The sequence below is a fragment of the Paenibacillus sp. FSL R7-0048 genome (genome assembly GCF_038004505.1).
In the GTDB taxonomy this organism is placed as follows: Bacteria; Bacillota; Bacilli; order Paenibacillales; family Paenibacillaceae; genus Paenibacillus_AQ; species Paenibacillus_AQ odorifer.
The window spans coordinates 6513596-6527827 of the sequence record NZ_JBBORF010000001.1; the positions used below are offsets into that span (position 1 = coordinate 6513596).

Annotated in this window: 9 protein-coding genes, 9 tRNA genes and 4 rRNA genes; 2 read left to right on the forward strand and 20 right to left on the reverse strand. The window is 47.0% G+C overall.

What is annotated here, in order from left to right; genetic code table 11:
• The 15 genes from NSQ91_RS28815 to NSQ91_RS28885 all read right to left on the reverse strand — a co-directional run bounded on the left by NSQ91_RS28815 (position 1) and on the right by NSQ91_RS28885 (position 7420).
• A tRNA-Leu gene (locus NSQ91_RS28815) sits at positions 1–84 on the reverse strand.
• A gap of 16 nt (positions 85–100) precedes the next feature.
• Positions 101–173, reverse strand: a tRNA-Lys gene (locus NSQ91_RS28820).
• Positions 174–178: 5 nt separating this feature from the next.
• Positions 179–253, reverse strand: a tRNA-Gln gene (locus tag NSQ91_RS28825).
• Between the two features lie 43 nt (positions 254–296).
• Positions 297–372: transfer RNA gene (locus NSQ91_RS28830), tRNA-Val, on the reverse strand.
• A 40-nt stretch (positions 373–412) separates the two neighbouring features.
• Positions 413–487 (reverse strand) — tRNA-Glu (locus NSQ91_RS28835).
• Between the two features lie 11 nt (positions 488–498).
• A tRNA-Thr gene (locus tag NSQ91_RS28840) sits at positions 499–574 on the reverse strand.
• Between the two features lies 1 nt (position 575).
• Positions 576–651 (reverse strand) — tRNA-Asn (locus NSQ91_RS28845).
• Between the two features lie 6 nt (positions 652–657).
• Positions 658–774, reverse strand: a 5S ribosomal RNA gene (rrf, locus tag NSQ91_RS28850).
• Between the two features lie 74 nt (positions 775–848).
• Positions 849–3774: ribosomal RNA gene (locus NSQ91_RS28855) — 23S ribosomal RNA — on the reverse strand.
• Between the two features lie 169 nt (positions 3775–3943).
• Positions 3944–4019, reverse strand: a tRNA-Ala gene (locus tag NSQ91_RS28860).
• 24 nt (positions 4020–4043) lie between these two features.
• A tRNA-Ile gene (locus NSQ91_RS28865) sits at positions 4044–4120 on the reverse strand.
• A gap of 46 nt (positions 4121–4166) precedes the next feature.
• Positions 4167–4283: ribosomal RNA gene (gene rrf / locus NSQ91_RS28870) — 5S ribosomal RNA — on the reverse strand.
• Between the two features lie 124 nt (positions 4284–4407).
• Positions 4408–5965 (reverse strand): 16S ribosomal RNA (locus NSQ91_RS28875).
• The 16S, 23S and 5S rRNA genes sit together here with 9 tRNA genes alongside, the layout of an rRNA operon.
• A 359-nt stretch (positions 5966–6324) precedes the next feature.
• On the reverse strand, positions 6325–6555 hold the full coding sequence (locus NSQ91_RS28880) for a hypothetical protein (protein WP_036680631.1): 231 nt from the start codon (positions 6553–6555) through the stop codon (positions 6325–6327).
• A gap of 253 nt (positions 6556–6808) precedes the next feature.
• Complete coding sequence (locus NSQ91_RS28885) at positions 6809–7420, reverse strand: stage II sporulation protein M (RefSeq protein WP_076138447.1); 612 nt, start codon at positions 7418–7420, stop codon at positions 6809–6811.
• A 108-nt stretch (positions 7421–7528) separates the two neighbouring features.
• Here NSQ91_RS28885 and pdaB point away from each other — a divergent pair, with 108 nt between their 5' ends.
• Positions 7529–8332 (forward strand): polysaccharide deacetylase family sporulation protein PdaB, encoded by an 804-nt coding sequence (gene pdaB / locus NSQ91_RS28890; protein ID WP_036680629.1) that lies wholly within the window; start codon positions 7529–7531, stop codon positions 8330–8332.
• Between the two features lie 50 nt (positions 8333–8382).
• On the opposite strand, the gene NSQ91_RS28895 is transcribed toward pdaB, so the two are convergent.
• Positions 8383–9204, reverse strand: coding sequence for a PPK2 family polyphosphate kinase (locus NSQ91_RS28895; protein WP_052097348.1), 822 nt, complete (start codon positions 9202–9204; stop codon positions 8383–8385).
• 370 nt (positions 9205–9574) lie between these two features.
• Positions 9575–10165 carry a KinB-signaling pathway activation protein gene (locus NSQ91_RS28900; protein ID WP_038574906.1) on the reverse strand — a complete coding sequence of 197 codons (591 nt, stop codon included), beginning with the start codon at positions 10163–10165 and terminating at the stop codon, positions 9575–9577.
• A gap of 132 nt (positions 10166–10297) precedes the next feature.
• Here NSQ91_RS28900 and gerD point away from each other — a divergent pair, with 132 nt between their 5' ends.
• Positions 10298–10984, forward strand: coding sequence for a spore germination lipoprotein GerD (gene gerD, locus NSQ91_RS28905; protein ID WP_036680627.1), 687 nt, complete (start codon positions 10298–10300; stop codon positions 10982–10984).
• A 59-nt stretch (positions 10985–11043) separates the two neighbouring features.
• Here gerD and NSQ91_RS28910 read toward each other — a convergent pair whose 3' ends face one another.
• The 3 genes from NSQ91_RS28910 to sat all read right to left on the reverse strand — a co-directional run bounded on the left by NSQ91_RS28910 (position 11044) and on the right by sat (position 14232).
• Positions 11044–12153 carry an Mrp/NBP35 family ATP-binding protein gene (locus NSQ91_RS28910; protein WP_076305237.1) on the reverse strand — a complete coding sequence of 370 codons (1110 nt, stop codon included), beginning with the start codon at positions 12151–12153 and terminating at the stop codon, positions 11044–11046.
• 90 nt (positions 12154–12243) lie between these two features.
• A complete protein-coding gene (gene cwlD, locus NSQ91_RS28915) occupies positions 12244–12984 on the reverse strand; it encodes an N-acetylmuramoyl-L-alanine amidase CwlD (protein WP_038573445.1) in 741 nt (246 codons plus the stop codon).
• A gap of 78 nt (positions 12985–13062) precedes the next feature.
• The gene (sat, locus tag NSQ91_RS28920) at positions 13063–14232 is read right to left on the reverse strand and encodes a sulfate adenylyltransferase (RefSeq protein ID WP_076305238.1); all 1170 of its coding nucleotides are present in this window, start codon (positions 14230–14232) and stop codon (positions 13063–13065) included.

Genomic DNA, 14232 nt, shown 5'->3' on the forward strand with positions numbered 1-14232 from the left:
TGGTGCGCGTGAAGGGACTTGAACCCCCACGTCGTGAAACGCCAGATCCTAAGTCTGGTGCGTCTGCCATTCCGCCACACGCGCATGATAATAATAAAAGTGAGCCATGAAGGACTCGAACCTTCGACACCCTGATTAAAAGTCAGGTGCTCTACCAACTGAGCTAATGGCTCGCACTTGGCTGGGGATATAGGATTCGAACCTATGAGTGACGGAGTCAAAGTCCGTTGCCTTACCGCTTGGCTAATCCCCATTGATGGTACCTCTATGTTGCCCATAATCTCTTAGGAAGATTATGGTGGAGGCTGAGGGGATCGAACCCCCGACCCTCTGCTTGTAAGGCAGATGCTCTCCCAGCTGAGCTAAGCCTCCATATCTATGGGACCCTCTAAGGGTAAGTACAAGTAAAAGTTGGTGACCCGTATGGGATTCGAACCCATGTTACCTCCGTGAAAGGGAGGTGTCTTAACCCCTTGACCAACGGGCCTTGCAAATCTGTGGAGCTCTCAACCGGATTCGAACCGGTGACCTCTTCCTTACCATGGAAGCACTCTACCTGCTGAGCTATGAGAGCATGGCTCCCCGAACAGGACTCGAACCTGTGACAACTCGATTAACAGTCGAGTGCTCTACCAACTGAGCTATCAGGGAATATCCGCTTGGCAACGTCCTACTCTCCCAGGACCCTTCGGTCCAAGTACCATCGGCGCTGGAGGGCTTAACGGTCGTGTTCGGGATGGGTACGTGTGGAACCCCTCCGCTATCGCCACCAAACGGGCATTTACAGCGTAAATGCTCAGGCTTAATCGCCTGAAAACTGAATCCGAAACGAATCTGCATTCTAAGTATAGGATAAGCCCTCGACCGATTAGTATTGGTCAGCTCCATGCATTGCTGCACTTCCACCTCCAACCTATCTACCTCGTCGTCTTCAAGGGGTCTTACTAATTGGGAAATCTCATCTTGAGGGGGGCTTCACGCTTAGATGCTTTCAGCGCTTATCCCGTCCGTACGTAGCTACCCAGCCATGCTCCTGGCGGAACAACTGGTGCACCAGCGGTACGTCCATCCCGGTCCTCTCGTACTAAGGACAGCTCCTCTCAAATTTCCTGCGCCCACGACAGATAGGGACCGAACTGTCTCACGACGTTCTGAACCCAGCTCGCGTACCGCTTTAATGGGCGAACAGCCCAACCCTTGGGACCTACTTCAGCCCCAGGATGCGATGAGCCGACATCGAGGTGCCAAACCTCCCCGTCGATGTGGACTCTTGGGGGAGATAAGCCTGTTATCCCCAGGGTAGCTTTTATCCGTTGAGCGATGGCCCTTCCATGCGGTACCACCGGATCACTAAGTCCGACTTTCGTCCCTGCTCGACTTGTAGGTCTCGCAGTCAAGCTCCCTTATGCCTTTGCACTCTGCGAATGATTTCCAACCATTCTGAGGGAACCTTGGAACGCCTCCGTTACTCTTTAGGAGGCGACCGCCCCAGTCAAACTGCCCGCCTGACACGGTCCCCGTACCCGGTAAGGGTACTAGGTTAGAACCTAGATACGATCAGGGTGGTATCCCAACGGCGCCTCCACCGAAGCTTGCGCTCCGATTTCTACGGCTCCCACCTATCCTGTACAGATCGTACCCAAATTCAATATCAAGCTGCAGTAAAGCTCCATGGGGTCTTTCCGTCTTGTCGCGGGTAACCTGCATCTTCACAGGTATTAAAATTTCACCGGATCTCTCGTTGAGACAGCGCCCAAGTCGTTACGCCATTCGTGCGGGTCAGAATTTACCTGACAAGGAATTTCGCTACCTTAGGACCGTTATAGTTACGGCCGCCGTTTACTGGGGCTTCGGTTCATAGCTTCGGGTTACCCCTAACCACTCCCCTTAACCTTCCAGCACCGGGCAGGCGTCAGCCCGTATACTTCGCCTTGCGGCTTCGCACAGACCTGTGTTTTTGCTAAACAGTCGCTTGGGCCTTTTCACTGCGGCCCCCTCGTGCTATTCACACTACCGGGGCACCCCTTCTCCCGAAGTTACGGGGTCATTTTGCCGAGTTCCTTAACGAGAGTTCTTCCGCGCGCCTTAGAATTCTCTTCTCGCCTACCTGTGTCGGTTTGCGGTACGGGCACCTTCTCCTGGCTAGAGGCTTTTCTTGGCAGTGTGAGATCATGACCTTCGCTACTACAATTTTCGCTCCCCATCACAGCCCAGCCTTAATGATGTGCGGATTTGCCTACACATCAGCCTCACTGCTTAGACGGACATCCATCAGTCCGCGTCACTACCCTCCTGCGTCACCCCATCGCTCATAGCGGATTACGGTGGTACAGTAATTTCAAACTGTTGTCCTTCGACTACGCCTTTCGGCCTCGCCTTAGGTCCCGACTTACCCTGAGCGGACGAGCCTTCCTCAGGAAACCTTGGGCTTTCGGCGGATCAGATTCTCACTGATCTTTTCGTTACTCATACCGGCATTCTCACTTGTGTAGTGTCCAGCGCTCTTTTCAGTACACCTTCAACCCCTACACAACGCTCCCCTACCCCAGATGCAAAGCATCTAGCCATAGCTTCGGTGGTGTGTTTAGCCCCGTTACATTTTCGGCGCAGAGTCACTCGACCAGTGAGCTATTACGCACTCTTTCAATGGTGGCTGCTTCTAAGCCAACATCCTGGTTGTCTGTGCAACTCCACATCCTTTCCCACTTAACACACACTTGGGGACCTTAGCTGATGGTCTGGGCTGTTTCCCTTTTGACAATGGATCTTAGCACTCACTGTCTGACTCCCGGCAATAAGTATATGGCATTCGGAGTTTGACTGAGCTTGGTAATCCTTGCGGACCCCGCACCCAATCAGTGCTCTACCTCCACTACTCTTATACCGAGGCTAGCCCTAAAGCTATTTCGGGGAGAACCAGCTATCTCCGAGTTCGATTGGAATTTCTCCGCTACCCCCACCTCATCCCCGCACTTTTCAACGTACGTGGGTTCGGGCCTCCAGTGCGTGTTACCGCACCTTCACCCTGGACAGGGGTAGATCACACGGTTTCGGGTCTACGTCCACATACTAATTCGCCCTATTCAGACTCGCTTTCGCTGCGGCTCCACCTTCTCGGCTTAACCTTGCATGTTAAACGTAACTCGCCGGTTCATTCTACAAAAGGCACGCCATCACCCATTAATAGGGCTCTGACTTTTTGTAAGCACACGGTTTCAGGTTCTATTTCACTCCCCTTCCGGGGTGCTTTTCACCTTTCCCTCACGGTACTGTTTCACTATCGGTCGCCAGGTAGTATTTAGCCTTAGCAGATGGTCCTGCTGGATTCATACGGGGTTTCACGTGCCCCGCACTACTCGGGATCCGTCTCGGAGAGAATACAGTTTAGGTTACAGGGCTTTTACCTCTATCGCGGGCCTTTCCAGACCTCTTCACCTACCATATTCCTTTGTAACTCCATGTGAGACGTCCCACAACCCCTAAGAGCAAGCTCTTAGGTTTAGGCTGTTCCGCGTTCGCTCGCCGCTACTGACGGAATCACTATTGTTTTCTCTTCCTCAGGGTACTTAGATGTTTCAGTTCCCCTGGTCTGCCTCTACACACCCTATGTATTCAGGTATGAGTAACTGCGAATTACCACAGCTGGGTTTCCCCATTCGGACACCCCCGGATCAAAGCTTGCTTACAGCTCCCCGAGGCAGTTTCGTTGTTCGCCACGTCCTTCGTCGGCTCCTGGCGCCTAGGCATCCTCCGTGTGCTCTTATTAGCTTAACCTTGATTTTTCCGCAGGAAAATATCATACGATGACATTCTCTTTGGAATCATCTCACTAATAACATTTACTTGTTTGCACAAGTTGCTAAAAGATGTTCTAAAACGCAAATTCGTTTCGGTATCCAGTTTTCAAGGATCAAGTTGAAAAAGTTATTCATTTAAAAATTTATGGTGGAGCCAAGCGGGATCGAACCGCTGACCTCCTGCTTGCAAGGCAGGCGCTCTCCCAGCTGAGCTATGGCCCCATAAAATTACTCTATAATGTTATATGGTGGGCCTTGGTGGACTCGAACCACCGACCTCACCCTTATCAGAGGTGCGCTCTAACCAACTGAGCTAAAAGCCCATATAACATATATAACATTGTGAATCAACCAATCAATTGGTTGTCCGCTTGGCAACGTCCTACTCTCCCAGGACCCTTCGGTCCAAGTACCATCGGCGCTGGAGGGCTTAACGGTCGTGTTCGGGATGGGTACGTGTGGAACCCCTCCGCTATCGCCACCAAACGCATACGAAAGAGACTTGCTCTTTCAAAACTGAACACGAGTGAGTGTTCGAACCCGAAGGTTCTATTGCGGAAGCTAAGCTTCCGATTTGAATGTTCTCATTGCAGAGAACGATTCTCCATAGAAAGGAGGTGATCCAGCCGCACCTTCCGATACGGCTACCTTGTTACGACTTCACCCCAATCATCTACCCCACCTTCGGCGGCTGGCTCCCTTGCGGGTTACCCCACCGACTTCGGGTGTTGTAAACTCTCGTGGTGTGACGGGCGGTGTGTACAAGACCCGGGAACGTATTCACCGCGGCATGCTGATCCGCGATTACTAGCAATTCCGACTTCATGCAGGCGAGTTGCAGCCTGCAATCCGAACTGAGACCGGCTTTGATGGGATTGGCTCCACCTCGCGGCTTCGCTTCCCGTTGTACCGGCCATTGTAGTACGTGTGTAGCCCAGGTCATAAGGGGCATGATGATTTGACGTCATCCCCACCTTCCTCCGGTTTGTCACCGGCAGTCACTCTAGAGTGCCCAGCATTACCTGCTGGCAACTAAAGTTAAGGGTTGCGCTCGTTGCGGGACTTAACCCAACATCTCACGACACGAGCTGACGACAACCATGCACCACCTGTCTCCTCTGTCCCGAAGGCCGCTGCTATCTCTAGCAGATTCAGAGGGATGTCAAGACCTGGTAAGGTTCTTCGCGTTGCTTCGAATTAAACCACATACTCCACTGCTTGTGCGGGTCCCCGTCAATTCCTTTGAGTTTCAGTCTTGCGACCGTACTCCCCAGGCGGAGTGCTTACTGTGTTAACTTCGGCACCAAGGGTATCGAAACCCCTAACACCTAGCACTCATCGTTTACGGCGTGGACTACCAGGGTATCTAATCCTGTTTGCTCCCCACGCTTTCGCGCCTCAGCGTCAGTTACAGCCCAGAAAGTCGCCTTCGCCACTGGTGTTCCTCCACATATCTACGCATTTCACCGCTACACGTGGAATTCCACTTTCCTCTTCTGTACTCAAGCCACCCAGTTTCCAGTGCGACCTCAGGTTGAGCCCAAGGTTTAAACACCAGACTTAAATAGCCGCCTGCGCGCGCTTTACGCCCAATAATTCCGGACAACGCTTGCCCCCTACGTATTACCGCGGCTGCTGGCACGTAGTTAGCCGGGGCTTTCTTCTCAGGTACCGTCACTCCGGTAGCAGTTACTCTACCGGACGTTCTTCCCTGGCAACAGAGCTTTACGATCCGAAAACCTTCATCACTCACGCGGCGTTGCTCCGTCAGGCTTTCGCCCATTGCGGAAGATTCCCTACTGCTGCCTCCCGTAGGAGTCTGGGCCGTGTCTCAGTCCCAGTGTGGCCGTTCACCCTCTCAGGTCGGCTACGCATCGTCGCCTTGGTGGGCCGTTACCCCACCAACTAGCTAATGCGCCGCAGGCCCATCCCTCAGTGACAGATTGCTCCGTCTTTCATTCTTCTCTCAGGAGAAAAAAGAAATTATCCGGTATTAGCTACCGTTTCCGGTAGTTATCCCAGTCTGAAGGGCAGGTTGCCTACGTGTTACTCACCCGTCCGCCGCTAAGTTATTTTGAAAGCAAGCTTTCAAAATAACTCCGCTCGACTTGCATGTATTAGGCACGCCGCCAGCGTTCGTCCTGAGCCAGGATCAAACTCTCCAATTAGTATTGAAAAGAGCGATATGCTCATTTTGAAACATCTGACGAGAAAATTAATTCTCTAATTTTGGATTTCACTTGCGTGATTTCCCACTCACTCGTTGTTCAGTTTTCAAAGATCAATATCTCTCATTTCGTCGTCGTTATTTATCAGCGGCGACCTTTATAATATATCACAGTGTTAAGCTGTTTGGCAAGTCTTTTTTTTGAAAAATCTTTTTTTCAATTTTTCTTGCCTTCCGCTTTCCTTTTACACAAGCAAAAGGAGCGCGAGATATAATTTATCATGAGCACTCCTTTTTAGTCAAGCTATTTTATTAAATAATCTGAAAACTTTATAAAACTGTAGCAATTCTCGTATATCTTCAGTGTTTATACTGAGAAGAACGCCCACCCCATGCATACTTGGAAAGCTCTTTCTGAGGAGCGAAGCGAGCATACATCCGGAATACAGTCTTATATCTATTAGCGATGGCGTGCCTGATATTTTGGTCCAAGCGCTGATCACTCAAATCTAACAGCATCTCATCTAGTTCTTTTCTCAAAACATAATCCAGTTCCTTGCATTCCTTTTCGTTAAACAACATTCCCAACATATGCTTGGCCTCCTTCATGAAGTTGCAATTAACACCTTCTCTAAACCCCCAAAACCTTTTTTGCATAATCAGTAAGTACATCTCATGGAGAAAGCTGCCTTAAGATCCTCTTACACTAGATTAACCGGAGTCCTCTTTTTATAACCATAATTATTAAAAATTCCCTTTATGGTTTCGTCTCGATTATATACTCCTTACCTTTAGGCAATCCTTGGATGAACGCCCTTAATGTTATGCTCTATTCCCTGAAGTTTTATGATAAAAGTGAAAAAGTAATTGTACTTTCAATAATGGCTGCAACAAATAACAGGATTACAGTCCATATGGAAGCCGTAAGTGTTTGACGCATGAATGCAGACCAGTCTGCGCTTCTCTCCTCTTTTCTATCTGTAGATCGAAATAAACTTGAAATCACTTTCCCGCCAAAATGCAGTCCAAAGGCACAAGCGATAATGATTGCCGGAATCTCTATAATCCCGTGTGGCAGCAATCCTTTTACGATTAAATCGAATAAATCCTGTCCTTGCAGTGCGGATAAATGTATCAAGTAGCCAATTACCGCTCCGTTTATAAATAAGAATATAGCTGGCAATATGCCGAACAACGCTCCCAGGAAAATAATAACCACGCCCTTGATGGCGTTATTCAGAAATATAAATACAAAGAAGTTCCATTGCGGATTAGCGGTGTCTCTTAAGTTCCCACTGATCTCACTAAGCCCTTCCAATTGCTGAACCAATAGTTTTTCCAGACTACTTGTCGCTACCCAGCCAACAACCGCTCCTATTACGAAGAGCAGACAGGATAGCAGCAAAGCCTTGCGGATCGATTTAATATCTTTAACAAACGTGAAGAACGACAACATAAATACCTCCTGAAATTGTGATCTCTGTTTCTTAGGTCATAACCGTGCGGTACGAGCATACATTTAGAACAAACAAGCATTTCGCATGGGAGAGGAGCGCTGTCATTAATGAATTCTTTTTATGTATTCAGCGGCAAAAAGATCAAAAGGTTCATCTATATCTTCGCCGCTGTGCTTCTTGCTGCTGGAGTTGTCTATGTCGAGAGGGGTAATATCACCGTTTTTTCTGAGGCTGGACCTTCTGCCATTTACAGTGTGCCAACAGAGAAGAAGCTGATTGCCCTAACCTTCGATATTAGCTGGGGAGAAAAGAGACCCGAACCAATTTTGAAGGTACTTGAAGACAAGAAAGTGGACAAAGCCACCTTCTTCCTATCGTCACCATGGAGTAAGACTCACCCGGATATTGTAACAAGCATTAAAAACGCAGGATTCGAAATTGGCAGCCATGGCCATAAACACGTCAATTACAGCACTCTAAGTAACGAAGAGATTCGCACTCAGATCACAACGGCTCACACTGTGCTTACAGAATTAACCGGTAAAGAACCCAACTTAATTCGTATGCCTAATGGCGATTTTGACAAAAGAGTTCTGCAAGTGGCCAATGATCTTGGTTACAAAGTCATCCAGTGGGACACAGACTCTCTGGACTGGAAGAACATAGGTGTAGACAATATCGTGAAGCGTGTAACGACTAAAGCACATCCTGGTGATATCGTTCTACTACATGCCAGTGATTCCTGCAAACAAACTCACGAAGCTCTTCCGCAAATTATCGATGAGCTCCGCAGACAAGGTTATGAATTCGTTACCGTCTCTGAGCTGATCAGCCAAAGCAACGCAGAGGGTAAAGAGGTTCGTGACTCGGCCTCACTAAATAGTGCCTTAGAGGATGCTGCCGGGCTGTAACGCTCCTCCCAATCTTAGGTACCGCAATAGATGTTGGTTTTATCCAAATATTAATGACGCGGGGAAATGAGCTCCGATATGTCGGGTGTGGGGGTATTCAGCTTCGGATAGCTCAGATCCAGACTCTCCAGTGTCTTTACAACGATGGATAAGGCCAAATAGTTGCGGTACCATTGATGATTGGCTGGTATCCAGTACCAGGGTGCTTTATCAATACTAGACTCCTTAAAAACATCTACATATGCCTCTTGGTAATCATCCCAAAACTCCCGCTCCTGTAGATCACTTGCGTCAAATTTCCAGTGTTTTTTGGGATCTTCAAGCCGTTCTTTGATTTTCTTAAGCTGCTTCTCTTTTGAAATATGCAGAAAAAGCTTGATAATTGTCGTTCCCTCTTCCACCAGCATCTCCTCAAACTGCCGTATGTAACGAAAGCGGCGCTTCAAGTCATCCTTTTTCAGTCCCCCATGTACCCGCGGTACCAATACATCTTCATAGTGTGAGCGGTTAAATGCAGAGATGTAGCCTTTAGGGGGTGTCTTTTGATGCACTCTCCATAAGAAATCGTGAGCTTCTTCCTCCAGAGAAGGTTTCTTGAAACTGGTCACTATAAAGCCTTGTGGATTAATCCCTGAAAAAATATGTTTAACTGTTCCATCCTTACCGCTGGAATCCATCCCTTGCAGAATTACGAGCAGTGAATGCTTTTTCTGTGCAAAAAGAATATCTTGAAGCTCTGCCAACCGTTCCTTTAACTGCTCTGTTTTGGCTTCTGCTTCTTTTTTTGATTTAAAGTTACCTGTATCGTCCGGGTCCAGCTTGTTAAGCTGGATTTCATTTGTGTCTTTTATCATATAACGCTTGATGTCCATATATTCCCCTCCTGAAAGTTTTGTGAGCGTTGCTACGCTAGTATTACTACGTACAAAACTGCTTCGGAAGCATACGCTTAGTTTTGTAAAGCATATGCATCATTGAAAAACTTCGTACAAAACTCGCTTCGGAAGCATCTGCTTAGTTTTGTGAGCGTTGCTACACTTGTATTACTTCGTACAAAACTCGCTTCGGAAGCATCTACTTAGTTTTGTGAGCGGTGCTACACACAAAGAATCCGCTCTATTGTTCTTTAAGATTAACCTCCTCCAGCAGATTTTAATCGTTAGGATACATTCTAGAGCAAAAAACCCCGTCTTCTGAAGGCCAGAGCACGGGGTTCATGATTTGCTGAATTCGCCCCAGCCTTTATCCGGCTGCCGGCTTGAGAATACGGTGAAGCATCAAAATTTGGAATGCATTACAGGCGATGAGCGGAACAACAATAAACACTGTCGCACTATCAACACCTATACGGAGCACGCCGATAATTTCCACAATTGAAATAGCTGTCATAAAAAAGAGGGTTGGAATCCAAGCTGAGATGTTTGTACTTTTCACTTTGAAATAAGACACAATAATGGCAGCTAACAAAATAAAGATTCCTAATATTAGATCAGACAAGACACTTCTTTCCCCGCCAACGACGGTACGCAAAAAAATCAGTTCAAGCAATGCGAGCACAGAAAGCACCAGTTGTATGTATTTCCAAATTTTTGGCGGGAAAACACCATTGCCCATGTAATTTAAAATTAGATAAGCAAAAAAACCAAGTTGCGCATAAACACTGACAAGCATACCGTAGCCGAATAGTATCAGCGGGTATAAAAAGAAATCAGCGACACTTTTGAAATCAATTCGACCGTTCACGAATTGCAGTGCCAGACCTGCGATTACTGCTCCGCCCGCTCCTATTAGAAGGGTTGTCCAAAATAAATAAAACCATTTTTTTATACTCAGCCACTTCACCTCCCCCTATGTCAGATTTATTTTACCAAGGATACCGACAAAACACCATTACATCAGCAACATAAATGTGTGTTAATGCGGCATAATACAACTGGAGAATCCTAATAAAGGAGGGCAGCGCCAATGAAATGGAGATTTATCGGATCTGTGGGTTTGGCTTTAAGCTTTGTTATGGCCTTAACGGCTTGCGGAAGTGAGCAGAGCAGTTCTTCTTCTGGTCAGGGCAGTTATAAAGAAATGAAGACCATGGTTATTGATATATTAAAAAGTGAAGATGGAAAAAAAGCAGTTGAGGAATCATTATCAAATTCCAGTTCTGGAGGCACCAGCGGAATGAGTATGAAAATGATGCCACTTCAAACAACAGAGGATATAAAAACCGCTGTTAAAGATACCCTCACTGCACCGGAATATCAAAAGGAAATCGAGAAAATTATGACTGATCCCAAGTTCGCAGGCGATTTTGCTAAAGCCATTCAATCACAAAGCAAAGAATTGCACCTGCAACTAATTAAAGATCCCACCTATCAAAAATCCGTCGAGGAAATCATGAAGTCTCCAGAAATGATGACCATGTTTCTTAATCTCACCAAAACACCTGACTACCGAAAGCAATCCATGAAGACCATCCAGGAATCTATGCAGACTCCATTATTCCGGATGGAGGTATTGAATTTACTTAAAAAGGTCGTTCAGGACGAGCTCGAACCGAAGGAACAGAAAAAGGGCGGCGAAAGCGGCGATAAACAGGAAGGCAGCGGCAGCGGTGGTGAAAGTGGCAGCGGTAGCGGCGATGATTCAAGCACATAACCAAAAAGAGGCCTTATCCCACCTAACAAAGTGGGACGGCCTCTTTTTATGCATAATAATTAGTGCTCATATTTCGCAATCAGCTTATCGGCGATATCAGCAAACAACAACGCAGTTGCTGTGTCTTCCTTGTATACGGAAGGTGAGAAATCCGGTTCAGAAATATGGTTGTCCGGTGCGCCCAATGGAACTTGTGCAAGCAGCTCCGTATGGAGTGTCTCCGCAAGCCGAGCGCCTCCGCCTCTGCCAAAAATATAATCTTTTTTACCGCAGTCTTTACACTCATAATAAGCCATGTTCTCAATGACCCCAATAATCTCATGTTCTGTCTGCAGAGCCATAGAGCCCGCTCTAGCCGCCACAAACGCTGCGGTAGCATGAGGGGTAGTAACAATAATCTCTTTGCTGTGAGGAAGCATCTGATGTACGTCAAGCGCCACATCACCTGTACCTGGAGGAAGATCAAGCAGCATATAATCAAGTTCTCCCCAGCCCACATCACCGAAGAATTGGCGCAGCATTTTGCCAAGCATAGGTCCCCGCCAAATTACCGGACTATTCTCACGGATAAAGAAGCCCATAGACATGACCTTCACTCCGAAACGTTCCACAGGAATAATGATTCCCTCTTCTACAACGGGTCCCTCTTCGATTCCCATCATATCAGGGATGCTAAACCCATAAATGTCCGCATCAATCAATCCAACCTTTTTACCTTTTCTAGCCAAAGCTACTGCCAAATTCACAGTAACTGTAGACTTTCCAACACCGCCTTTACCACTGGCAATGGCGATAAAGTTAACACCAGAGTTCTCATTGATTAATTCATGATCGTCAAGGCCAGCTGCATGTCCCTTAAGTTTCCCCGGTTCTTCAACCAACGGCTCTTCCCCGGCACTCTCTCCGCGAAGCAGAGCACGTTCATAATCGGTTGCATCACGCAGCCGGATATGCACATTAGTGACTCCACCCGCTTCAAGCAACTCACGAACCCGTTGTTCTAGATCCATGCGACTTTGCTCTTCAGGATCCAGACATACGATTGATAAAGATATACGATCTTCTTTAATCATAATGTCACGGATCAGCTGTAGTTCCACAAGGCTTTTTCCGGTTTCCGGGTCTGTTATTGACTGCAGTATTTCCTGGATATGTTCCCTAGTCAGCATGGAAAGCACCTCTGTTTCCTTTCCGGAGGAGAAATCTTCCGGAGTTTTTGTCTATTATAGCATTACCCATCTCCTGATGAGTAGTCCCGGCTACTCGGAAGCATAACGAAGAATGCCACGATATATGCTAGTCGCTACCTTGCGTTGATAAACATCATCTCCGAGTAGAACTGATTCCTGAGGGTGCGACAAAAAACCGACCTCTACAAGGATCGCAGGTATTTTTAATGCTTTTAGTAGATAAACAGTATTTACAGTCTTAGCTACACGATCAGTATTCTCCAGTGTAGTCTTCAGCTCACTCTGTACAAACTCTGCGATAGCTTTATTATCCTTGTGATTGGGATAGTAAAAGGTCTGCGCCCCGCTCCATCGGTTCGAAGGCACACTGTTCATGTGAACGCTTATAAAAAGATCTGCGCCCTTCTCTTCAATACTTCTTACTCTTTGCTTAAGATCTTCAGTCTTGCGCTTAGAATAGCCCTTAGTGCCCTCCTGAGCCAAATCATAATCCCCTTCACGGGTCATTACAACAATAGCCCCTGCCTGTTGCAGGTAATCACGTAAATAAAGAGAGACCGCAAGATTAATGTCTTTCTCAATTAGCCCTTCCCGGCTAACTGCCCCTCCATCTGCTCCCCCATGTCCAGCGTCGATAGCGATCACTTTACCAGACAAAGGCAGACTCCAATAATTTAACGTTTTGGCAGTAGGCATGTCATACGCTATAATGCCGATCATTATAGCCAGCAGTGTCGCGCCCAGCATACATTTTTTGATACTGCTCCATGAGATCCAGACCGAGACTTTACTGTGTTTTCGGCCAGACATAACAAAGACCCCCTCGTCCCGATAGATAATACTCATCTATATGGGACAAGAAGGCCAAATAGTACTAGCTAACGATGATTAAGCTGTTACTTCTTGAGTCATGCCTTCAATTAGAATCTGCGCAACCTCAGGTCGCGTAAATTCAGGAGGCGGACATTGACCCTCCCGAAGCAAAGCCCGTACCTTTGTACCCGACAAAGTCATATGATCGTCGCCAGGATGTGGGCAGGTTTTACTGGAAGCCATATTTCCGCATTTTTTACAGAAGAAGCTGTGTTCAAAAAATAATGGAGTAATATCAAGTTCCTCAGCGGTGAAATTCGCAAAAATTTCTTGCGCTTCATAAGTTCCGTAGTAATCACCTACGCCCGCATGGTCACGTCCGACAATAAAATGTGTGCAGCCGTAATTTTTGCGAACCATAGCATGAAAAATCGCTTCTCTCGGACCAGCATAACGCATGGCCGCCGGGAAAACACCTAGAAAGGTACGATCCTCAGGATAATAATTCTCCAAAAGCGCCAGGTAGCTCTTCATTCGTACATTTGCCGGTACATCATCAGACTTCGTCTCACCCACTAGCGGGTTTAAGAACAGAGCGTCTACAACCTCCATAGCGCATTTTTGAATATATTCATGTGCACGATGAACTGGGTTACGCGTCTGGAAGCCTACAACTGTTCTCCAGCTCTTGTCTGCAAATATCTTACGTGTAGCTGAAGGGTCAAAATAAAATTCTCCGAACTTTTCTGGCTGTGGTCTATTCAGCACTGTAATTGGTCCTCCTACATAGATAGCCGGGCGGGCCAACAGCTTACTTACTCCTGGATGTTCAGGGTCTGTTGTTTTGAATACATTTTGCGCTTCAAGGTTTTGATCAACCGTATAAATACTCTCAATATCCAATAAACCGTAGATCTCGCCATCCTCTTCACCGATTAGAGATACCTTGTCTCCAATAGCTAAACCAGAGGCCACATCCTCTTCTACAGCAAGTGTTATTGGAATGCTCCACACTGTGCCATCTGCTAAACGCATGTTTTTGACTACGGAGTGATAATCTTGTTCATTCAAAAATCCAGTCAGTGGAGAAAATGCACCTACCGCAATTAGATCCAAATCAGATAAAGTCCAGGTGTTCACGGCAATCGCCTTATAATCACGTGCAAGCTGCAGTAATTCTTCTCTTTCTGTACCCTCTACTACACGGTTAACTAATGTTCCGCCATGCGGACGTATTGAAGTCAT